This window comes from Pasteurella sp. P03HT, assembly GCF_054052285.1.
Window position 1 is genome coordinate 44,216 of the sequence record NZ_JBSIUM010000010.1, and the last position, 22,585, is coordinate 66,800.

18 protein-coding genes are annotated in these 22,585 nt (G+C 38.6%); 9 read left to right on the forward strand and 9 right to left on the reverse strand.

Annotation, left to right across the window (positions count from 1 at the left end):
* Window positions 1-33: 33 nt before the first annotated feature.
* Both zevB and zevA read right to left on the reverse strand, forming a co-directional pair.
* Complete coding sequence (gene zevB, locus ACWIT3_RS08750; protein WP_457162337.1) at window positions 34-1,047, reverse strand: zinc transporter permease subunit ZevB; 1,014 nt, start codon at window positions 1,045-1,047, stop codon at window positions 34-36.
* Window positions 1,038-1,685: a zinc transporter binding subunit ZevA gene (zevA, locus tag ACWIT3_RS08755; protein ID WP_457162338.1), complete on the reverse strand. Its 648-nt coding sequence runs from the start codon at window positions 1,683-1,685 to the stop codon at window positions 1,038-1,040. The genes zevB and zevA overlap by 10 nt, the downstream gene beginning before the upstream one ends.
* A gap of 400 nt (window positions 1,686-2,085) precedes the next feature.
* On the opposite strand from zevA, the gene ettA reads away from it, so the two are divergent.
* The gene (gene ettA / locus ACWIT3_RS08760) at window positions 2,086-3,756 is read left to right on the forward strand and encodes an energy-dependent translational throttle protein EttA (RefSeq protein ID WP_457162339.1); all 1,671 of its coding nucleotides are present in this window, start codon (window positions 2,086-2,088) and stop codon (window positions 3,754-3,756) included.
* A 49-nt stretch (window positions 3,757-3,805) separates the two neighbouring features.
* Here the strand turns inward: ettA and ACWIT3_RS08765 are convergent, their stop codons facing one another.
* Together ACWIT3_RS08765 and ACWIT3_RS08770 are read right to left on the reverse strand one after the other, a co-directional pair.
* Window positions 3,806-4,030, reverse strand: coding sequence for a hypothetical protein (locus ACWIT3_RS08765; protein ID WP_457162340.1), 225 nt, complete (start codon window positions 4,028-4,030; stop codon window positions 3,806-3,808).
* 1,635 nt (window positions 4,031-5,665) lie between these two features.
* Window positions 5,666-5,875, reverse strand: coding sequence for a helix-turn-helix domain-containing protein (locus ACWIT3_RS08770; RefSeq protein WP_457162341.1), 210 nt, complete (start codon window positions 5,873-5,875; stop codon window positions 5,666-5,668).
* A gap of 198 nt (window positions 5,876-6,073) precedes the next feature.
* Between ACWIT3_RS08770 and ACWIT3_RS08775 the strand changes: the two genes are divergently transcribed.
* Window positions 6,074-6,775 carry a helix-turn-helix domain-containing protein gene (locus ACWIT3_RS08775; protein ID WP_457162342.1) on the forward strand — a complete coding sequence of 234 codons (702 nt, stop codon included), beginning with the start codon at window positions 6,074-6,076 and terminating at the stop codon, window positions 6,773-6,775.
* Window positions 6,776-6,887: 112 nt separating this feature from the next.
* Here ACWIT3_RS08775 and pgi read toward each other — a convergent pair whose 3' ends face one another.
* From pgi to fdhD, 5 genes are all read right to left on the reverse strand, one after another.
* A complete protein-coding gene (pgi, locus tag ACWIT3_RS08780) occupies window positions 6,888-8,537 on the reverse strand; it encodes a glucose-6-phosphate isomerase (protein WP_457162343.1) in 1,650 nt (549 codons plus the stop codon).
* Window positions 8,538-8,580: 43 nt separating this feature from the next.
* Entirely contained in the window at window positions 8,581-9,657 is a 1,077-nt protein-coding gene (alr, locus tag ACWIT3_RS08785) for an alanine racemase (protein WP_457162358.1), read from the reverse strand.
* A gap of 5 nt (window positions 9,658-9,662) precedes the next feature.
* Window positions 9,663-11,066, reverse strand: coding sequence for a replicative DNA helicase (locus ACWIT3_RS08790; RefSeq protein WP_457162344.1), 1,404 nt, complete (start codon window positions 11,064-11,066; stop codon window positions 9,663-9,665).
* A gap of 208 nt (window positions 11,067-11,274) precedes the next feature.
* Entirely contained in the window at window positions 11,275-13,455 is a 2,181-nt protein-coding gene (gene uvrD / locus ACWIT3_RS08795) for a DNA helicase II (protein WP_457162345.1), read from the reverse strand.
* A 148-nt stretch (window positions 13,456-13,603) separates the two neighbouring features.
* Window positions 13,604-14,425, reverse strand: a complete 822-nt coding sequence (fdhD, locus tag ACWIT3_RS08800; RefSeq protein WP_457162346.1) for a formate dehydrogenase accessory sulfurtransferase FdhD — start codon at window positions 14,423-14,425, stop codon at window positions 13,604-13,606.
* Window positions 14,426-14,671: 246 nt separating this feature from the next.
* Here fdhD and fdnG point away from each other — a divergent pair, with 246 nt between their 5' ends.
* The 7 genes from fdnG (at window position 14,672) to ACWIT3_RS08835 (ending at window position 22,546) form a co-directional block, all read left to right on the forward strand.
* Window positions 14,672-17,737 carry a formate dehydrogenase-N subunit alpha gene (gene fdnG, locus ACWIT3_RS08805; RefSeq protein WP_457162347.1) on the forward strand — a complete coding sequence of 1,022 codons (3,066 nt, stop codon included), beginning with the start codon at window positions 14,672-14,674 and terminating at the stop codon, window positions 17,735-17,737.
* Window position 17,738: 1 nt separating this feature from the next.
* Window positions 17,739-18,656, forward strand: coding sequence for a formate dehydrogenase subunit beta (gene fdxH, locus ACWIT3_RS08810; RefSeq protein WP_457162348.1), 918 nt, complete (start codon window positions 17,739-17,741; stop codon window positions 18,654-18,656).
* Entirely contained in the window at window positions 18,649-19,332 is a 684-nt protein-coding gene (locus tag ACWIT3_RS08815) for a formate dehydrogenase subunit gamma (RefSeq protein WP_046340012.1), read from the forward strand. Before fdxH ends, ACWIT3_RS08815 begins: the two co-directional genes overlap by 8 nt.
* A 90-nt stretch (window positions 19,333-19,422) precedes the next feature.
* On the forward strand, window positions 19,423-20,352 hold the full coding sequence (fdhE, locus tag ACWIT3_RS08820; protein ID WP_457162359.1) for a formate dehydrogenase accessory protein FdhE: 930 nt from the start codon (window positions 19,423-19,425) through the stop codon (window positions 20,350-20,352).
* 634 nt (window positions 20,353-20,986) lie between these two features.
* Window positions 20,987-21,502 (forward strand): hypothetical protein, encoded by a 516-nt coding sequence (locus ACWIT3_RS08825; protein ID WP_457162349.1) that lies wholly within the window; start codon window positions 20,987-20,989, stop codon window positions 21,500-21,502.
* A gap of 1 nt (window position 21,503) precedes the next feature.
* The gene (locus ACWIT3_RS08830) at window positions 21,504-22,367 is read left to right on the forward strand and encodes a tyrosine-type recombinase/integrase (RefSeq protein ID WP_457162350.1); all 864 of its coding nucleotides are present in this window, start codon (window positions 21,504-21,506) and stop codon (window positions 22,365-22,367) included.
* On the forward strand, window positions 22,364-22,546 hold the full coding sequence (locus tag ACWIT3_RS08835; protein ID WP_457162351.1) for a hypothetical protein: 183 nt from the start codon (window positions 22,364-22,366) through the stop codon (window positions 22,544-22,546). Before ACWIT3_RS08830 ends, ACWIT3_RS08835 begins: the two co-directional genes overlap by 4 nt.
* Window positions 22,547-22,585 lie beyond the last annotated feature (39 nt).

Below are 22,585 nucleotides of genomic sequence, written 5' to 3' on the forward strand. Positions count from 1 at the left end.
CAAACCCGATTCTATCCATACGCGATATTCATTTTACTGACGACCAAATAAGGCAGCTCCCCCAGTGACTGACAAGGTTGTTCCATATAACAAACTCATCGCAAAGAATATCAAAACGATTCCAGCAATAAACTTCACAATATGTGTCACATGAGATTGAGCGCCAGGTGATAGCTGATACCAATGACCAATTTTAATGGCAGTATGACGTGCATATAATACGATTAAAGCAAAGCCAGATAAGGTCAGCCCTGTCCCCATCGCCATAGCAAAGGTCGCAATAATCCCCCATTGGTAAAGATCAAGCATATATGCCAAAAACAAAATAAAGATCGCCCCAGAACAAGGACGTAAACCAATGCTACAGATCACGAAAAATTGTGATTTCCAATCATTTGCTTGTGCTAATTGCGCTTCATTAGGGGCATGTTGGTGACCACAGCCGCAGTATGCATCATGACTATGCGCTGTACTCATGACGCGCTGTCCAACTTTCATTGATGCTCCATGCGGTACATTCATTGCCACAATACGAGGTGAAGCAGAACGCTTAGTCCAATATTGCCCAACTAATTTTTTTCCATGTTGATAGCACCACGCTACCCCCAGCAGCAATAAAAAAAGAAAAGCAACCCGTTCTAACCAAAGTTGTGTTAACTGAAAATAACGAGAGGAGAGACTCAATAACACGACAACAATTGAAGTAACTGTCACCGCCACCACGCCTTGCATGAAAGAAGACAGTAACGTTAATTTCATACTGGTTTTCAATTGTGTCTGATGCGTAGATAAATACGTGGCAATAATAAATTTGCCGTGTCCTGGTCCTAGTGCGTGAAACACACCATACAAAAAGCTGATCAAAATTAACCAACTTCCTGCCGAGGTTTTGTCTTCATTAATTTGATGCAAATAACCTGACATTAATTGGTTAAATTCGCGTTGCCAACTCGCGACATGGAAAAATAAATAAGGTAGTAAAAAATATGCACTTACCCCTAACCCGAATAAGATAAACACATATTTGATTGGAAACGTTATTCGCATACTAATACCACTTTTTGTGCAAATAAAACACCCAAGGAATCATCCTCATCGCGCTGAGTTTGATCCAATGAATTTGCATATTGTCGGACTTTACTGTCGACTTCAGGTTCAATCACATTACCATGACATTGCGCTGGAAGATGTGAAAAATCGACCGCACTTTTTAGCTTTTCTTGATCATAGTACATTGAGACATAATAAGTTGGATCGTAAGTCAACAGCGTAAAAGTATTGTCAGTTAATTGCCGTGGTTTAGACAACAAAAAGTCAAAATAGTACATCACTTGATTATGACTTGACTTCATCCCGTAATGCTGTGGTTTAGCACTGTATTTGACTTTATTTCCGTCTTTATCAAACAAATAACTGAAATAATGTTCATGCACAATATTCCCCATTACTTCATCAATTAATTTCTGTAGTGCTTTTTTATCTCCACGAGCTTGCTTGATGTCATATAACATCGTAGCAGAACTCGCCTCATCGAGAATCCATTCAACCGAAAATCCTGTCAATTGTTGTTCTTTGACTAAAATTTTCGTTTTCATTTCGATAAATGCGTGCGGATGTGCAGAGAGAGTTGACGAAAAAAAAACCACAAAAACGCACAAAAAACAACCAAAAGAAAACGCTTTCATTCTAAACCGCCTAAAAAATGTGATTTTAGTAACATTATCCGATAAACCCGACTAAAAATCGCCCTCCAACTAAAAGAAATGATTATTTTTCAATCCAAAAAGCTGTAGAAACGATTACAAAATGAATAAAAAATAGCCATTTATATCTATTTTTGTGACGAACTTCAAAAATAATGTAAAAATTGTTTCACATGAGTGTAAATTTATGTAAAATACAAATCGTCAAGTGATTGCTTGATATTCATAAAGTTCCTAAATAAAATAATCATAAATAGCTAAACTACTTTCCTACCCTCCTCTTCGGAGGGTTTTTTTTATCTGTACTTGGCTAATCTAACAAATTTCAAGTAAAATAACCGCACTTTTTTTCTATTCATTAACAGAGATCACGAGAGAAATTATGTCATCACAATTTGTTTATACGATGCATCGCGTGGGCAAAATCGTCCCACCGAAGCGTCATATTCTAAAAGACATTTCTTTAAGCTTCTTTCCAGGTGCAAAAATTGGTGTACTTGGTTTAAACGGTGCGGGTAAATCGACTTTACTACGTATTATGGCGGGAATCGATAAAGAAATCGAGGGGGAAGCACGCCCACAACCTGGCATTAAAATTGGTTATTTACCACAAGAGCCGAAATTAGATCCGCAACAAACCGTGCGTGAAGCCATTGAGGAAGCCGTTGGCGACGTGAAAAATGCCTTAACTCGCTTAGACGAAGTTTATGCATTATACGCAGATCCAGAGGCGGATTTTGACAAACTTGCTGCAGAACAAGCTGAGTTAGAAGCAATTATTCAAGCACACGATGGGCATAATCTTGATAACCAATTAGAGCGTGCTGCGGATGCATTACGTTTACCAGAATGGGATGCAAAAATTGAACACTTATCAGGTGGTGAACGTCGCCGTGTTGCACTTTGCCGTTTATTACTCGAAAAACCAGATATGTTATTGTTAGACGAGCCAACCAACCACTTAGATGCGGAGTCGGTGGCGTGGTTAGAGCGCTTCTTACATGACTATGAAGGTACCGTTGTGGCAATTACCCACGACCGTTACTTCTTAGATAACGTAGCAGGTTGGATCTTAGAGCTTGACCGCGGTGAAGGTATTCCTTGGGAAGGTAACTACTCTTCTTGGTTAGAGCAAAAAGAGAAACGTTTAGCCCAAGAACAAGCTGCAGAATCAGCGCGTCAAAAATCCATTGAGAAAGAATTAGAATGGGTTCGCCAAAATCCAAAAGGTCGTCAAGCGAAAAGCAAAGCACGTATGGCGCGCTTTGAAGAACTTAACAGTGGCGAATATCAAAAACGTAACGAAACTAACGAACTCTTTATTCCACCTGGTCCACGCTTAGGTGATAAAGTGATTGAAGTTCAAGGTTTAACAAAATCTTATGGTGATCGTACGTTAATTGATAATCTTTCATTTAGCATTCCGAAAGGGGCAATTGTAGGGATTATCGGTCCAAACGGTGCGGGTAAATCCACCCTATTCCGTATGCTTTCAGGTCAAGAAAAACCAGATGCTGGGAGAGTAACCTTAGGTGATACTGTTGTGTTAGCCTCTGTGGATCAATTCCGCGATGCAATGGACGACAAAAAAACTGTTTGGGAAGAAGTCTCTAATGGTCAAGATATCTTACGCATTGGAAACTTTGAAATTCCGAGCCGCGCTTATGTAGGTCGTTTCAACTTTAAAGGTGTTGATCAACAAAAACGTGTAGGTGAATTATCAGGTGGTGAACGTGGTCGTTTACACTTAGCGAAACTTTTACAAGCGGGCGGTAACGTACTATTACTAGACGAACCAACCAACGATCTTGACGTTGAAACCTTACGTGCACTTGAAAATGCGATCTTAGAATTCCCAGGCTGTGCAATGGTGATCTCACACGACCGTTGGTTCTTAGACCGTATCGCAACGCACATTTTAGACTACGGTGATGAAGGCAAAGTCACGTTCTACGAAGGTAACTTCTCTGACTATGAAGAATGGAAAAAGAAAACCTTTGGTGCTGAAGCAACTCAGCCACATCGTATGAAATACAAACGTATTGCTAAATAAAAACAAAAAACCGCACGTTAATGTGCGGTTTTTTTATATTTCTCGTGGTTTATTTTGCTTGTTTTAAACGCCACAATTGGTAAAGATGAATAAAAACTAAAAAGGTATTCAGCCCTGCAATAGGGTAAGCTTCAATTCTGAGCGCATAAATAACAAACAAAATTGCACCGATACCATTGACCACTCGGATAAAAACGATATTTTTAAATAGGAATGAAATAGCAACGAGCACTCCTGCTGCATAGCCTAACAATTCATTTACGTTAAATTCCATATTGCCCCTTTAAAATAAATTCTCTATTTAGCATGTGGCAAAATAATAAAGGATTTTATCCCTACTTAAAAGGGCACGATAAGTAAGCAAACGGTTGCAAAAAATAAATTGATTTATTTTTTTCACTAAAGCAATCTAACTCATATTTCTTGAACAAAATAAAAACAAATTCGATTCAAATGAGCGACTAAACTCGCATTCAACGTTCGTTAACGCATAAGTCAAAACGTGAAATACTTTCACTTAATCAAAGAAAGATAACGGCATCCTTGCAAATTGACGCCTCACAGTTATGCCATCCTTGGCAATATAATTACATATCATCCTGCTGTAATTTGTTGAGTTAAATAAAACGGATACTCATATTCATTCTATTTAATTCTAACATCCTGTGAAACACGGATAGTGAAATGGTGATCACAAATACATGATGCGCGATCAAATGTGATTCCATCACTGATTACCAGTTCGCCCTGTAACTAGCTTAAAGTATTTACACGACTTCTCTGTCATATCTGCCATCCTGGCTTTCGCTATGTTTAGACAATGGCGCCCTATCCGTTTATCTTTTGTTTATTTGTCTTTCATTTCCTCCTATTACTTCGTCATCACTACACCGCTTTATCAAAAAAGAATATTGTTTCTCTTTTATCTGAAAAACGAAGTGCATTTACGTCCTTTTTAACGAGAATGGAGTTGACTGCATCCTTGCTGTCTTTTCCTTCCATGAAATTTTATCTCTTTTTTTCATTCAATATCTCGTGTGGCATAATCCTGTCCAACACAACATATTTGATGAAATCTTTCCCATTATTCCCTTGTTGTAACGCCTGCTTGAATCATCAGGATTTACTCCTTATCAGTGCTGACCTTATGTGCATGCACATTCGTTTTTAGTCAGTTATGGCCCAAACATTCTCGCTAACTGTGCGTTTTGTATTTCGAACTCACTACAGCCTCTACGGCTCTACGCATCTCTATAATCCCTTTCCCACAATGACTTTTCTTTTTATTGAACTGATCCGTTTCAGCATTTACAGTAGACACAAAACAAAAGTATGTCGATCACAAAAATCATCTCATTAAAAGAGAGTGTCGCTATGTTGACCTTGCGCCTTTTTTATTTTGTTAATTGATATAACTCTCCCTCATTTAGAGGTTCGCAAGGGTATAAGGCGAATGTATTTTTTACATATCGGATAGCGTATTACTTATATTTTGTCGACGTATTGTCTTTAGTGTTTCTTTGAAGTTTTGGCTAAACTCATTGTGAGTCGCGGTATAAATTAAAATGAAAGTAATGTAATTAACTTAAACTTGAATTATTTTTATTTGAACTACTTGGATAAAAGTAGAAGAAGATAATTGATTATGATCTTTGATAATACGTAATGGATTATCGTGAATGTCTTGTTTGTTTTTTCAATAATGTCTCAGATAAATTCATAAAGTCCCTTTTATATAAAAAATAAACAGCCCAAAAATAAAGAATAAAAATAAATTTCATGTATTTCCAAAATCGTGGGGGGCGTATTCTACTCATCTCTTTGCATAATGTCCAAAATTAAAAGCAAAATTTTTACGAAAAAATGTTTAAGAGATGAGTTTTTAAACAAAAATAGCTCTCATTTTAACCTAGTAGCGTTCTGGCCAGATATCCTGAACAGGAATACCAATAAAATCAGCGATGATTTTTTCTCCTTTAGGATACTTTCGATCTAACGCATTATTTAACGTTCTCGGGTGTAACCCTGCCTGAATTGAAAGCTGAGCGAGTGAACTGCCCTTTTCCTTAACAGCAGCGATAATATATGCACGATGCATATTCTTTTTACTCTTTTTCATTATGTGATATCCTTATGACTTAGATTAATTCATTTTTGATTACGCATGTGAGTAACTGATAAGAACTATACAATTATTTTCACAGGAACTCAACAGTTCTTTTCTAAAAAATTTATTTCTTTGATATTATTTAATTTTAAGTCAAAACTTTAAATTCTCACTAACTTAAATCACATTAGAGTTCCTAAAAAGGTCTTTATGCAGAACTTTCAAGAGTGGTTTTCAATAAAAGAACTCATGGACAAAGAGTTGTATTTACCTTCATCAGACAAAGGTATTGTCAAAAAAGCAGCGCGCGAAGGATGGATAAAGCGCCAAAGAGAAGGCGTGAAAGGAAAAACCTTTGAATATCATTATTCTTCATTTCCTGTTGCAGTACAAAAACAGCTAGGCCTTTATGACGAAAATAATAACCACGCTCTCCATTCCGATCAGATAAACGAGCGAGCTAATACGTATTCGACTCAATTTCCTCTCTCAAAGATGCAAGGGAATGAGGCACAAGCCCAAATTCCTTTCTATCACCACTTTACGCTTGATAGCATTCAGAATAGACCTGATGACTATATTGGGCTGAGTCTGGACTGGTTGAAGATAAGAGGAGTTGAGCCTGAAAAATTGCTCTTTATGGTTGCACGAGGTGATGCAATGCACCCTACAATTCAGCGAGGCGATATTTTATTAGTTAATCGAGCAGTCACAACGCCAAAAGATGGGGAAATTTATCTGATGCGCAATGACACGCAAATATGGGTAAAGCGCATTCAAGGATTACCAAATGGATTACGCTTAATTAGTGACAATCAACTTATCTACTCCCAAATCGATTTAGAATTCGACAAAAATAAACATATTGAAATCATTGGACGCGTAATTTTTATTGGACATGATTTAATCTAACCAAAGATGTGTGATACATTGCGCGATTCGCTGTAATACGCTCCTTTTTCTGCTTATAAAAAAAGTGCGGTCAATATTGCCGCACTTTTGTTTTTTTAAATTTATAATAGCGTTAACGCCATGCTTTATATTGATTGATCAAGCCATTGGTTGAGCTGTCGTGGCTTGTAATTTTCTCATCACTTGATAACTCAGGCAAAATGCGGTTTGCTAATTGTTTACCTAACTCAACGCCCCATTGGTCAAAGCTGTAAATATTGAAAATCACGCCTTGAACAAAGATTTTGTGTTCATACATCGCAATTAATGCACCTAATGTGAATGGTGTGATTTTTTGCACTAGAATTGAGTTAGTTGGTTTGTTACCCGTAAACACTTTAAATGGCACAATGTCTTTTACAGCATCTAATGATTTGCCCGCTTTCACAAATTCTGCTTCGACTTCTTCTTTCGTTTTACCAAACGCTAATGCTTCAGTTTGTGCAAAGAAGTTAGATAACAATTTTTGGTGGTGATCTGCTAATGGGTTATGTGTTTGCGCTGGTGCAATGAAATCACAAGGAATTAATGTTGTACCTTGGTGAATTAATTGATAAAACGCGTGCTGACCGTTCGTACCTGGTTCACCCCAAATAATTGGACCCGTTTGATAGTTATCGATCACTTCGCCATTACGATCAACGTATTTACCATTTGATTCCATATTACCTTGTTGGAAATATGCCGCAAAACGGTGTAAATATTGGTCATAAGGTAAAATTGCTTCAGTTTGTGCACCTAAGAAATTAGTGTTCCATAAACCGACTAATGCCAATGTAGTTGGAATATTTTGCTCAATTGGCGCATTGCGGAAGTGTTTATCCATTTCGTGCGCACCGGCTAAAAGTGCTTCAAAGTTGTCAAAACCGATGGATAATGCGATAGATAAGCCGATTGCAGACCATAATGAATAACGACCACCAACCCAGTCCCAGAACTCAAACATATTATTGGTATCAATACCAAATTCAGCAACCGCTTTACCGTTTGTTGAAAGTGCTGCAAAGTGTTTTGCCACGTGGCTTTCTTCTTTTGCACTTGCTAAGAACCAATCACGTGCAGACAATGCGTTAGTCATGGTTTCTTGTGTAGTAAAGGTTTTTGACGCAACTAAGAATAAGGTCGTTTCTGGATTGACTTTTTTCAATACTTCTGCAATGTGTGTACCATCAACGTTAGACACAAAGTGTAAATTCAAATGGTTTTTATATGGACGTAATGCTTCAGTTACCATATAAGGACCTAAGTCTGAACCACCGATACCGATATTGATCACATCAGTAATTGCTTTGCCAGTATACCCTTTCCATTCACCTGAAATCACACGATGACAGAAGTCTTTCATTTTTGCTAACACAGCATTCACTTCTGGCATCACATCTTTGCCATCAACTAAAACTGGGGTATTCGAACGGTTACGAAGTGCAGTGTGTAATACAGCGCGATCTTCTGTTTTATTGATTTTTGCACCAGTAAACATTGCTTCAACCGCATCAGATAATGCACATTCATTTGCAAGCTGACGTAATAAACCTAATGTTTCTTTTGTGATATTGTTTTTTGAGAAATCTACTAACACTTCATTGTTAAAAGACAAGGAATAATCTGTAAAACGATCTTTTTCTTGCGCAAAAAGGTGTTGAATTGTGACCGCACTTTGCGCTTTATGGTGCTGTTCTAATGCCTTCCACGCATTTGTCTGAGTTGGGTTGATGTTTTTCATTGTTGTTTTCCTTAATTTCCAAATATAAAAATAACTAATTTAATTAATCGACATATTCTGTAAGCACACGCGGAGTTAATTTTGTGATCAACTCATAGCTAATCACACCACTAAGTTCAGCGATTTCCTCAATTGGCAATTCTTTGCCCCATAAAATCACTTCATCGCCCACGTTATCTTGACTGTCTTGACCTAAATCCACGGTGAGCATATCCATTGAGACTTTACCAACGATTGGCACACGACGACCATTTAAATAAACAGGCGTACCAGTTGGAATGTCGCGCGGATAACCATCACCATAACCGATCGCAACCACACCAATTTTGGTGTCTTTCTCACTCACCCAAACACCACCATAACCTACAGGCTCGCCTTTTTTATGTGCTTTGACGGAAATTAACGAAGACGTTAGGGTCATAACTGGCGTTAAATCATATTCCTGTGCTGGCACATTAATTGGCGCGATGCCATACATAATGATACCTGGGCGAATCCAGTCTAAGTGAGAATCTTCCCAAAATAAGATACCGCCTGAAGCAGCGATACTGCGCTCGCCTTTTTTATCTTTTGTCGCTTGTAAAAAACGGCTTAATTGAAGTGCGGTGTAATCAGAATGAATTTCATCAGCACGGCTGAAATGGCTGACAAAACCAATGTTAGGATCGACATTTGGGGAGTTTTTGAGCGCTTGATAGAAGTCATCTACCTGATCTAAATCCACGCCCAATCGGTGCATCCCCGTATCAATTTTTAGCCATACCTTAATTGGATGAGGTAATTCAGCGTCTTGTAATGCCTGTAATTGCTCAATGTTATGCACCACAGTTTGAATATTATTTACGGCTAAAATCGGTAAATCTTTGCTGCAAAAAAAGCCTTCTAATAACAAAATTGGCTTGGTAATCCCATTTGAACGTAAACTTAACGCTTCTTCTAAACGGGCGACCCCAAAGCAATCCACCATTTGCTCAACCGCAGAAGACACGAAAACCACGCCGTGCCCATACGCATTCGCTTTTACTACTGCAATAATTTTTGCATTCGGGGCTTTTTGTTTAATTGTTTGAATGTTGTGTTTTAATGCAACGGAACTGATTTTTGCCGTTGCGGGTTTCATATCCATTAGTAATCGTCTCTCATATCTCGTTGATCCGCTAAATTATCAAAGCGGGAATATTGTCCTCGGAAAGCCAGTCTGACACGCCCAATCGGTCCATTACGTTGTTTACCAATGATGATTTCGGCAATCCCTTTATCTTCCGAGTTTTCGTTATACACTTCATCACGATAAATAAACATAATTAAGTCCGCATCTTGTTCAATAGAGCCAGATTCACGCAAGTCTGAGTTCACAGGGCGTTTATCAGCGCGGTTTTCAAGCGTACGGTTAAGCTGCGACAAGGCGATAACAGGGACCTCTAATTCTTTCGCTAATGCTTTTAAAGAACGAGAAATCTCAGCAATCTCAAGTGTACGATTATCCGCAAATCCTGGCGCACGCATTAATTGTAAATAATCGACCATAATTAAACTTAACCCACCGTTTTCACGATAGATACGCCTTGCTCTTGAGCGTAATTCAGTAGGCGTCAGTCCAGAAGAATCATCAATATATAAATTAGGTTTATTTGCGAAAAGTCCCATTGTACTTCCAATCTTAGACCAATCGCTTTGATCTAACCCCTGTCCCGTACGAATTTTCGTTTGATCCACGCGCGATAATGAGGCAAGTGAACGCATCATAATTTGTTCTGCGGGCATCTCTAAACTAAATACTAGAACAGGTTTGTCACTTTTCAATGCTGCATTTTCACACAAGTTCATCGCAAATGTGGTTTTCCCCATAGATGGACGGGCGGCAACAATAATTAAGTCTGAGGGTTGTAACCCTGCTGTTTTTTTATCAAGCGCATCAAACCCTGTGCTCACCCCAGTAATCCCATTATGCCCTTCTGCTTTACTTAAGAGTTCAATACGGTCAATGGTCTTTTCTAAAATGGCACAAATATTTTGTGGCCCTTCATGCGAGGTTGTCCGTTTTTCAGAAATTGCAAATACTTTCCGCTCTGCTTCATCCAAAATATCTTTCACTTCCATCCCTTTTGTTGTGTAACAACTCTGGGCAACATCATTACTCACACTAATTAAATCACGCAGGATCGCACGGTCACGCACAATCGTAGCATAAGAAACAATGTTAGATACACTTGGTGTGTTTTTAGACAGCTCTGCTAAATAGGCAAATCCCCCAACGTCTTCGCTTAAATTTTTCTCTCTAAGAAATTCATAAATATTGATTAAGTCAATCGGTTTTCCTTGACGAACCAAATTTTCCATTTCCTGAAAAATAACACGATGTGCTGCCAAATAGAAATCATCAGCAATCAACATATCACTGATGCTATCCCAGTGTGCAGGATGAATCAAAATTCCCCCCAAAACAGACTGTTCAGCTTCTAAAGAATGAGGGGGGACAATACCTTGCTCATGAGGTTTGGTCGAAAGTGGGGCGTTTTTTTTTGCCATAAGAATTGGTTTATTAGTCGAGTCAAAATTAGCCTATATCATATACCAATTCTCCTTTTTGTTTAAGCACCAATTCACGATAAAACAGAGGAAAACGATTTATTAGTTGATACAACATGGCATTAAAAAAAGACCGCACTTTTTGGTCTACTTAAGGCGATCTTTTTCCAAAGGTGTTATTGAAGTGCGGCAGCACGAAATCCATTCCTTAACGAATTTTTTCTAATTTTGCTAAGTGAGCAATTAGCCATTTAATACCTTGATTTTGAAAAGCAATTTGTAAACGTGTATTGTTCTCTGCGCCCTCGACATTAATGATCGTCCCTTGACCAAATTTAGCATGTAACACTTTTTGTCCCATTTTCCATTCACTATCACTGAGCGAAGGCGTCAGTGTTCCAACTTTTTGTTGATTCATGGCACGTGTCACGGTACCACGCAAACGAATTTCCTGAATACACTCGGCTGGTAATTCTGCGATAAAACGAGAAGGTAAATGACGCTCTTCTTTAGCATATAATCGACGACTCTCTGCATAGCAAATTGTCAGTTTTTGTTTTGCACGAGTAATGCCCACATAAGCAAGACGGCGCTCTTCTTCTAAGCGTCCAGGTTCTTCAAAAGAACGAAAGCTTGGAAAAAGTCCCTCTTCAACGCCCACCATAAGTACACGTGGAAACTCCAAGCCTTTTGCTGAATGTAATGTCATCATTTCCACATAGTCTTGATGTGGTGAAGCTTGTTCTTCACCTGCTTCAAGTGATGCATGAGTTAAGAATGCAGTAAGATCGGAAAGATCTTCGGCCTCATCTGGCTTCACAAACTCTTTTGTCGCAGTCACAAGCTCTTCCAAGTTTTCAATACGTACCTCGCCTTTTTCACCTTTTTCTTGTTTATACATTTCATATAAACCAGAATGCTTAATCACGAAGTCTGTTTGCGCAAATAAAGGCATTTCTGCACTATCTTGTTGTAATGAATGAATTAATTCCATAAAACGCTGCAACGCCGTTGCCGCACGTCCTGTTAATCGATTTTCATCGATCGCTAAACGTGTTGCCTGCCACAATGTCACTGAACGCTCGCGGGTCAATTGGCGCAAAGTATCTAATGTACGATCGCCGATCCCCCTCGCAGGCGTATTAATCACACGTTCAAAGGCTGCATCATCATGACGATTTGCAATTAAGCGAAGGTATGCCAAAGCATCTTTGATTTCTTGGCGCTCGAAGAATCGCATACCGCCATAAATACGGTATGGAATCTGCGCACGAATAAGGGCTTCTTCGATAACACGTGATTGGCTATTACTACGGTATAAAATAGCACAATCATTTAATTTTCCACCTGTCTCCACCCATTGTTTGATTTGTGATGCAACAAATAGGGCTTCATCCAGCTCATTAAACGCTGCATAAATCCCCACAGGCTCGCCTTTTTCGCCATCAGTCCATAGATTCTTACCTAAGCGGTTACTGTTATTTGCAATTAAATGGTTTGCACTTTCGAGAATATTGCTTGTTGAACGATAATTTTGTTCCAAACGAATTGTTTTAGCGTTTGGAAAATCATCAAGAAAACGTTGGATATTTTCAATTTTTGCACCACGCCAGCCATAGATAGATTGATCATCATCTCCGACAATCATAACGTGGCCTTGCTCGCCAGCTAACAATTTCACCCAGGCATATTGAATTTTGTTGGTATCCTGAAATTCATCAACTAAAATATGCTGAAAACGTTGCTGATAACGTTGCAAAATAACTGGTTTTTTCAGCCATAATTCATAAGCACGTAATAACAACTCAGCAAAATCCACCAGTCCAGCACGATCACAAGTTTCTTGGTAAATTTGATAAATTTTGATCCATTCTCGCTCATGCTTATCGTTATTATCATCAATTTGATGTGCTCTTAAACCATCGTCTTTTTTATTGTTGATGTACCAGCATACTTGTTTTGGTACAAATACTTTTTCATCAAAATTGTGTAATTTCAGTAAGCGTTTGACTAAACGAAGTTGATCGTCAGAATCTAATATTTGAAAATCTTGTGGCAAGTTTGCATCGAGGTGATGCGCCCGTAATAAACGATGGGCAATACTGTGAAATGTCCCGACCCACATGCCGAATAGACGTTGAGCCTCATGATTTGCAAGTGTCTGTTCAATACGATGACGCATTTCTGCCGCGGCTTTATTGGTGAATGTCACCGCCATAATGCTCCCTTCAGAAATCCGTTCGACAGCAATTAACCAAGCAATACGATGAGTTAACACGCGCGTTTTACCACTGCCTGCTCCCGCCAAGACTAAATAGTTGCCTAATGGTGCAGCGACTGCCTCACGCTGTTTATCATTTAGTCCATCTAATAATTCTGAAATATCCATGCGACACTGTGCCTTATTCTTTTTTATGCTTATTTTCTGCTTACTCACGCATTCACAGGAAATAAAATCAGGGCAGACTTCATCGTCTACCCTGACGTCATTCGTCATAAAACTGTTTTTTTATACAGTGTAATTATAAAGAAAATTCTTAAAAAAACAACCGCTCTTTTCCTGTGTAGACAGTTGCTCTACCTTCTCGAGTAAAGCCAATTAAAGTCAATTGACACTGGTTTGCCATCTTCACTGCCAATTCTGTTCCCGCGGAAATAGCCACCAACATTTCGATACCACAAACTGCCGTTTTTTGTACCATTTCATAACTGGCTCGACTGGTCACAAAAACGAAACCAACAGGTTTCCCTTGCTTTGCGTGCCAACCTAATAATTTATCTAACGCGACATGGCGTCCCACGTCTTCACGTATCGCTAATAGTTGTCCAGTTACGTCAAAAAAAGCAGCCGCATGAGTGGCCCCCGTTTGTTTCCCTAACAGCTGTGCTTGTTGCAACTGGATGAGACAATCATCTAATTTATTCAGATCGAGTGCAAATGTACAAGCCAATTGTGGTAAGGGTTTATAGACTTGTTGCAGTTGTTCTGTCCCACAAATGCCACACCCTGTCCGTCCAGCCAAAGTACGACGCTGTTCTTTCAATCGAACAAAACAACGTGTCGCTAATTCAATTTGTACTTCAATACCTTGACATACTGGCACAACATCTATGCCATAAATATCCGCAGGCTTATCAATAATCCCCTCTGCTAACGAAAAACCCAGTGCAAAATCGGCTAAATTTTCAGGAGAACACATCATCACTGTGTGTGAAATACCATTGTAAACCAGGGCGACTGGCATCTCCGTTGCAAGATTTTCCTCTTTTTCATAATAAGTTATTGTTTTGTTTTCATTTTGTTGATTTTTTGTTAATTTTTTAAAAAAATTAACTGTGACTTTTGTGATCCAGCTCAAAATATTTTTCCTTATTAATGGTGATTGCTTATAGATTTACCATTAAAAAATCGGTATCCTAAAGGGTGCTTAAATTGTTGATAATTTACTCATCGTAAGCTATATATCAGCAACGTCAAACTTGCTTGAATTGTAATACAATTTTAACAAGTGAAAAACAAGCCACAATATTTAATTATCAATTTAACGAATTTACTACTATCAAATGCGAACAAAATACTTTTGTTACGCTAAGGAGTATTATCTATGCAGGTCAGTAGAAGGAAGTTCTTCAAGATCTGTGCAGGGGGAATGGCGGGTACGTCTGCCGCGATGTTGGGTTTTGCCCCAACTGAAGCACTAGCAGCGCCTCGCAATTACAAATTATTGCGCGCAAAAGAAACGCGTAATACCTGTACTTACTGTGCCGTTGGTTGCGGTATGTTGCTTTATAGCTTAGGCGACGGCTCACAAAACACGAAAGGAAAATTATTCCATATTGAAGGTGACCCTGATCACCCAGTAAGCCGTGGTGCACTTTGCCCTAAAGGTGCTGGTGCATTGGATTATGTCAATAGTGAACGTCGTGTACTTTACCCAGAAGTGCGTGAAGCGGGCTCAAAAGAGTGGAAACGTATCTCATGGCATGAAGCAATTGAGCGTATCGCAAGACACATCAAAAATGACCGTGACGAGAACTTTATTACCCACAACGAAGCCGGTCTTGAAGTTAACCGCTGGATGACAGCAGGTTTCTTAGCAGGTTCTGCATGTAGTAATGAAACAGGTATCCTAACACAAAAATTCGTGCGTTCACTCGGTATGATTTTTACCGACAACCAAGCGAGTATCTGACACGGACCAACGGTAGCAAGTCTTGCTCCATCATTTGGTCGCGGTGCGATGACAAATCACTGGGTTGATATTAAAAACGCAGATCTCGTTATCGTCATGGGCGGTAATGCAGCGGAAGCTCACCCTGTTGGGTTCCGTTGGGCAATTGAAGCGAAAAAACAAAACGGTGCGAAGTTAATGGTGGTTGACCCACGCTTTAACCGTACAGCTGCAGTTGCAGATATCTATATGCCACTTCGCTCTGGTACAGACATTGCGTTCTTATCAGGCGTCATCCGTTATTTGTTGAAAAATGATAAAATTCAACATGAATATGTTAGACACTATACCAATGCGGCATTCTTAGTAAATGAAAACTTCAAATTTGAAGACGGTTTATTCTCTGGTTATGACGAAAATACTCGTAAATATGACCGCTCAACATGGGCGTACCAATTAGACGAGGAAGGCAGTGCAAAACGAGACTTAACCTTACAACATCCGCGTTGTGTAATTAATTTATTACGTGAACACGTTGAACGTTACACACCAGAAATGGTAGAACGTATCACGGGTACACCACAAAAAGACTTCCAAATTTTCTGTGAAGAAATTGCAAAAACCTCTGCACCTGATAAAGCAGCGACATTCTTGTACGCATTAGGTTGGACTCAACATACTGTTGGTTCACAAAATATTCGTACTATGGCGATGATCCAATTATTGTTAGGTAACATTGGTGTGTCTGGTGGTGGGGTGAATGCTTTACGTGGTCACTCAAACGTACAGGGAATTACAGACTTAGGTCTATTCCCAAATCGTTTACCAGCTTATTTACCATTACCAACTGAAAACGATCCAACGTTGGATGCTTTCTTAAATCGTATTACGCCAAAACGTTTACTGAAAGATCAAGTGAACTACTGGCAAAATACGCCGAAATTCATGGTAAGTATGTTAAAAACCTTCTATGGTGATAAAGGAACAAAAGATAACGAATTTGGTTATCACTATTTACCAAAATTACCAAAAGGTGGTACAGACCAATTCCGCTATATCCAAGATATGTATGATGGCAAAGTAAATGGTTTCTTCTGTCAAGGGATGAACCCAGTTGCCTCATATGCAAACTCTGGAAAAATCATTAAAGCACTCAGTAAATTAAAATACTTAGTGATTTTTGATCCATTAATCACTGAGACATCAGAATTCTGGATGAATCATGGTGAATTTAATGATGTAAAATCTGAAGAAATTCAGACAGAAGTCTTCCGTTTACCGACAACATGTTTCGTAGAAGAAGCGGGATCAATTGCTAACTCTGGTCGTTGGTTACAATGGCACTGGAAAGGTGCTGAACCACCAGGTGAAGCAAAAACAGACGGCGAGATTTTATCTGAGCTACGTGCTGAATTAATCCACCTTTACAAAACAGAAGGCGGAAAAGCACCACTTGAGCCATTAGAAGCAATGAGTTGGAATTATGCAAATCCACTTGAGCCTAAAGCTGAAGAAGTAGCAAAAGAAAACAACGGTTATGCATTAGAAGACTTACTTGATGCAAATGGTAATGTGATCTTGAAAAAAGGTCAGCTCCTTTCAAGCTTTGGTCAAATGCGCGATGACGGTACCACTTCTGGTGGTTGCTGGATCTATACAGGTCAATGGACAGAAAAAGGTAACCAAATGGCTAACCGAGACAACTCTGATCCATCTAACTTAGGTAATACACTAGGGTGGGCATTTGCGTGGCCATTAAACCGTCGTATCCTATATAACCGTGCAAGTGCTGACTTAGCAGGGAATCCATTTAACCCTAAACGCCCATTAGTCAAATGGAATGGTAAAAACTGGAACTATATTGATGTTGCAGACTACGGTAGTGCACCACCAAATAGCCCTGTCTTACCGTTTATCATGCAGCCAGAAGGCGTAAGTGGTCTATTTGTGCGTGAACGTATGGTTGATGGTCCGTTCCCTGAACACTATGAACCAATGGAAAGCCCAATTGGTACTAACCCACTGCATCCAAATGTAGTGTCTAGCCCAGTTGCACGTATTTTACCATCAGATAAAGAAGATCTTGGCACCTCAGCTGACTTCCCATATGTTGGTACCACTTATCGTTTAACTGAACATTTCCACTATTGGACGAAGAACTCGTTATTAAACGTGATTGCTCAACCAGAGCAATTCGTTGAAATTGGTGAAGACCTTGCTAAAGAAAAAGGCATCAACAATGGTGATAAAGTGAAAGTGAGTTCTAAACGCGGCTACATTAAAGCCGTAGCGGTTGTCACTAAACGTATCCGTACCTTGATGTCAGATGGCAAACCAATCCATACCGTTGGTATCCCAATTCACTGGGGCTTCTCTGCGGTGAGCGGTGCGAAAAAAGGTTTCTTTGCCAATAACTTAACCGTTCGTACTGGTGATGCGAATACGCAAACACCAGAGTCAAAATGTATGTTAGTTAACATTGAGAAAGTGGGGGCTTAAGATGGGTGTTGTTCAATCTCAAAATATTATTAAAGCCTCTGCGACATCAAACTTTACACCTGCACCACAAGCACGTGAACATCAAACAGAAGTTGCAAAATTGATTGATGTCACGACATGTATCGGATGTAAAGCGTGTCAAGTTGGCTGTTCAGAATGGAATGATTTACGAGCTGAACCACAAGCATGCGTTGGCGTATACGATAACCCTATCGATTTAAACGCAAAAGCATGGACGGTCATGAAATTTAACGAAGTTGAAGAAAATGATCGCCTTGAATGGTTAATCCGTAAAGACGGCTGTATGCACTGTAGTGAACCGGGCTGTTTAAAAGCATGCCCATCACCAGGTGCAATCATTCAGTATGCAAATGGTATTGTTGACTTCCAATCTGATAAATGTATCGGTTGTGGTTATTGTATCGCAGGCTGTCCGTTCAATGTTCCACGTATGAATCCAGACGATAACCGTGTATACAAATGTACATTATGTGTGGATCGTGTGACTGTTGGTCAAGAACCAGCTTGCGTGAAAACCTGTCCAACAGGGGCAATTCGTTTCGGCAGCAAAGAAGAAATGAAAGTCTATGCTGAAAAACGTATTGCAGATTTAAAATCACGTGGTTATGAAAATGCAGGTTTATATGATCCTGAAGGAGTGGGTGGAACACACGTCATGTACGTATTACACCATGCAGATAAACCTGAACTGTATTCTGGTTTACCAAAAGATCCAAGTATTGATCTCAGCGTCAAACTTTGGAAAGATGTGTTAAAACCAGTTGCTGCTGTCGCAATGGGCGGTATCATTTTAAGTGAAATCGCACACTATATTGCAGTCGGTCCAAATACAGAAGAGTTTGATGAGCATGACGCACATGATGAAAGTGAAGAACATAACGGAGGCAAACATGAGTAAGATTCAGATCAGCAACGATCGTAAAATCGTGCGTCATAAATTGCCTGCACGTTTAAGTCACTGGTTACTTGTTATCTGTTTCTTTGTAACAGGTCTATCAGGTCTTGCATTCTTCTTCCCTGATTTTGCTTGGTTAACTGAGATTTTAGGTACACCACAGCTAGCACGTTTTGTGCACCCATTTACAGGGATCATTATGTTTGTTGCCTTTCTTAACTTATGTCGTATTTATTGGCGCCATAACTTCCCAGAGAAAAATGACTGGGTTTGGTTAAGAAATATCCATGAGGTATTAAAAGGGAATGAGCATGCCGTGTCTGATAACGGTAAATATAACCTTGGTCAGAAAATGCTATTTTGGACGTTGATTCTTGCAATGGTAACGTTATTAGTCACAGGAATTATTATGTGGAGACAATATTTCTCACATAATTTCTCAATTCCTGTTATTCGCATTGCAATCTTGTTCCACTCTGTTAGCGCATTCTTGCTTTTCACGGGTATCATGGTGCACATTTATATGGCATTCTGGGTGAAAGGCTCAATTCGCGGCATGGTTGAAGGTTGGGTTACAGTACGTTGGGCGAAAAAACATCACCCTCGTTGGTACCGTGAAGAAGTCCTTCCTCAACTTGAAAAAGAAGAACTTGAAAAACAAAAACATAGCCAACAATAAGCTAATCTAACTAAATAAAAGTGCGGTCACTTTTCAGAAATTTTTCTAAAAAAGACCGCACTTTATTTATTACATACAAAAGGAAAGATGATGAGCATCAGAATTTTACCCGAATCAGAAATCAAACAAGCCGCCAGTTCTTTTAGTGCACCAGCGCTCCTCTTTGCGAATCCCAAAAACCTCTATCAACGCCGTGCAGAACGTTTTACGTCATTGTCTAAAGCTCACCCTTTAGAAGACTACTTAATGTTTGCCAGCCAAGTCGCACAAGCACAATTAACCGTACTAAAAAACCATCCAATCGAAAAAGATCCACGTTTAGAAGCTGACCAGTTATCATCTGAACAACTGGCTAATCAACCGCTTCATTTTAAACATTGGCAACGTGATCCCGTTTGGCTAACACTCTTGCACGCCCTGCTAGAAGAAGTCAAAATGCATGCTAATGACAATATTTTAAACACGATAGAATGGCTAGAAAAAGCCTCTGATAGTGAATTAAATACACTGGCAGATGATTTACTTGCACAAGAATTTAGTCGTGTTACTAGCGATAAAGCCGTCTTCATTTGGGCAGCGCTTTCTCTTTATTGGCTACAATTAGTACAACATATTCCGCATTCTAGTCATCAAGAAAGCAGTGAGAATCTCCATGTTTGTCCTGTTTGTGGTTCAGCCCCAGTAGCTAGCATTATTCATTTTGGTACCGAGCAAGGTCTACGCTATTTACATTGTTCGCTATGTGAAAGTGAATGGAATATGGTACGTTCAAAATGCACAAACTGTGATCAAACAGGTAAATTAGATTACTGGTCCTTAGATAGTGAAGTCGCAGCGGTGAAAGCGGAAAGTTGCGGTGATTGCAATAGCTACTTAAAAGTACTCTATCAGGAACGTGATCCGAAGGTAGAAGCTGTCGCGGACGATTTAGCAACATTATTTTTAGATGTTGAAATGGAAGAAAAAGGCTTCCAGCGTAGTGGACTCAACCCATTCCTTTTCCCGAACCAAGAAGCATAAGCGCTCTTCCAAACATCGTATCTTAAACATACTTACCGACAAAATGGCTTAAGATACGATGTTTTATCAAAGCAGTATACTCAAGTTTTGTTGTATTCTTTGCACAACCCATGTCATTTTTTCTCTGTTACCACGAAATCATGTTAATGTTTTTTCACGAATAAAAAACTCAATATCAATCGTCATCAACCTTGCTTCACGTCAAAAAATGGCAAAAAACAAAGCCGTCAGTAAATAACTGACGGCTTCTAAAAACAGATAATGGCGGAGGAAGTGAGATTCGAACTCACGGAGGGCGTAAACCCTCGCCGGTTTTCAAGACCGATCTGTTATTAAAAGAAAGTAAATAAAAGTTCAATTAAATCAATGACCTAATTTCTAGTCTATTATATACCTACCTGTAACAATTACCACCTTTTAACATCATTTCATATCTATGAATGGTACATTTTGGGAATACTTTCCAAAAATACACATTGTTCTTTATCTTCTTTATTAATTTAAAAATCTAATATAAAAATATGATCTATATCACATATTTAATAGTTTTATCTACTTTTTATTTAATTTGTGTATACAAATTAAATTTAATAATTTATTATGTGTATACAAATTAAATTAAAGGAGGAAAAACATGAATTTATCTTTTAAAGAATGGTTAGAAGAAGCAGATATACCAGTACGTAGCAAAGAAGGCAAATGGTACGATGCAGAAACTGGATTACCATACGAACCATCTTTTGAAGTTAAAAAAGTAGAGCGTAAATCAGTATCAACAGATGCTAAAGGCTTCCGTGCTTATGCTAAACAATTTGGAGGCGAGGCGTTAACTGGAAGTCAAAAACAAAAAGAATGGGCTGAAAAAATTCGTTATGAAATCTTAGTTAAATGCGACGACGAGAAAGCATTCGCAATTTGCGCATTAGCTTTAACTAAAAAATCAACTTTTTGGATCAACTTCAGAAATGAAAATGCAGAGCAGATTTTTAATCGTGTATGTGAAATCAGAAAAGTAATTAAAGAAGTAAACGTAGCTCGCAGAGCATACGAAGCAACGGCAGATAGTCGTGGCTATATGTTAAAAGGCACGCCAGAATGCGAATCTTACGAAGTTGCATTAAAAGAATACCGCGAGTTGACAGGAGAGTAATATGAAATTTCAGAAAATTTTTGATAAATATTTAGAATTTCAAAAAAGTAAAGTAAAAGAAAGAACTAATAAATACACAAGGCATTTGGTTGAAAAAAACTTTTCTGATTTGTTAGATATAGAATGTGGGGATATATCCCCAAAGATTGTATTTGATCTTGTTGAAAAAATCTCTTCGACATGTGAAGCAAAAAAGTCATTGGGAATTATTGTTAACATATTTGACTACGCCTGCGTACTCGATTTAATTGATAATAATCCTGCTGCTCGCTTAGTAAAATTTACTAAACCACACACTGTTAAAAATATGAGTTTCATAGCTCAAAAAGACCTTCCGTTACTCATTCGTAAAATAAAAGGATCAAATAAAGATACTGTTAGAAATGCTTTATTAACAATAATCTATACAGCCCAAAGAAGACAAGAAATTGTGGGTGCTAAGTGGGAAGAGATTGACTGGATTAATAAAATTTGGACAATCCCAGCAGAAAGAATGAAAATGGGGATCGAACATAAAATACCCATTTCAGATGATGTTTTAAAAATTCTTTTTGAACAAAAACAACTGAACAATGAATATATTTTTCCATCAAAACGCATTGATAAAACTCATATACATTTGTCATCACCGATTATATTGTTGTATGATTTAGGATATAAACATAAACAAACATTACATGGTTTTAGACATATATTTAGCACGCTAGCGAACGAATGTGGTTTATGGGATTCAGAGATAATTGAAAAACAGTTATCTCATGTGACAATCGGTGTAAAAGGAGTATATGATAAATCTCAAAATATTGATCAGCGTGCTAAAATGATGTCTTGGTACTGTACGTATATTAACGAGATTCTTAGATGAAGAAAAAAAAACACGGCTTGACAGGAAAAAGAAACGCAGCAAAAGAAAACCCAGCAAACGCAATAATAAATTTACGCGTAACGGATGATTTTAAAAATAAAGTTGCAGAAAAAGCTCAATCTGAAAATAAAACAATAACAAAGTTTGTTATAGATATCGTTGAAAAGCACATTGAATAAAAAGGGCTCAACGCCCTTTTCTATTTATAATCTCTAGGA

Bases quoted from the DNA above. Each gene is read 5' to 3' on its own strand.
- zevB (WP_457162337.1), bottom strand. From the start codon at position 1,047: ATGCGAATAACGTTTCCAATCAAATATGTGTTTATCTTATTCGGGTTA.
- zevA (WP_457162338.1), bottom strand. From the start codon at position 1,685: ATGAAAGCGTTTTCTTTTGGTTGTTTTTTGTGCGTTTTTGTGGTTTTT.
- ettA (WP_457162339.1), top strand. From the start codon at position 2,086: ATGTCATCACAATTTGTTTATACGATGCATCGCGTGGGCAAAATCGTC.
- ACWIT3_RS08765 (WP_457162340.1), bottom strand. From the start codon at position 4,030: ATGGAATTTAACGTAAATGAATTGTTAGGCTATGCAGCAGGAGTGCTC.
- ACWIT3_RS08770 (WP_457162341.1), bottom strand. From the start codon at position 5,875: ATGAAAAAGAGTAAAAAGAATATGCATCGTGCATATATTATCGCTGCT.
- ACWIT3_RS08775 (WP_457162342.1), top strand. From the start codon at position 6,074: ATGCAGAACTTTCAAGAGTGGTTTTCAATAAAAGAACTCATGGACAAA.
- pgi (WP_457162343.1), bottom strand. From the start codon at position 8,537: ATGAAAAACATCAACCCAACTCAGACAAATGCGTGGAAGGCATTAGAA.
- alr (WP_457162358.1), bottom strand. From the start codon at position 9,657: ATGAAACCCGCAACGGCAAAAATCAGTTCCGTTGCATTAAAACACAAC.
- ACWIT3_RS08790 (WP_457162344.1), bottom strand. From the start codon at position 11,066: ATGGCAAAAAAAAACGCCCCACTTTCGACCAAACCTCATGAGCAAGGT.
- uvrD (WP_457162345.1), bottom strand. From the start codon at position 13,455: ATGGATATTTCAGAATTATTAGATGGACTAAATGATAAACAGCGTGAG.
- fdxH (WP_457162348.1), top strand. From the start codon at position 17,739: ATGGGTGTTGTTCAATCTCAAAATATTATTAAAGCCTCTGCGACATCA.
- ACWIT3_RS08815 (WP_046340012.1), top strand. From the start codon at position 18,649: ATGAGTAAGATTCAGATCAGCAACGATCGTAAAATCGTGCGTCATAAA.
- fdhE (WP_457162359.1), top strand. From the start codon at position 19,423: ATGAGCATCAGAATTTTACCCGAATCAGAAATCAAACAAGCCGCCAGT.
- ACWIT3_RS08825 (WP_457162349.1), top strand. From the start codon at position 20,987: ATGAATTTATCTTTTAAAGAATGGTTAGAAGAAGCAGATATACCAGTA.
- ACWIT3_RS08830 (WP_457162350.1), top strand. From the start codon at position 21,504: ATGAAATTTCAGAAAATTTTTGATAAATATTTAGAATTTCAAAAAAGT.
- ACWIT3_RS08835 (WP_457162351.1), top strand. From the start codon at position 22,364: ATGAAGAAAAAAAAACACGGCTTGACAGGAAAAAGAAACGCAGCAAAA.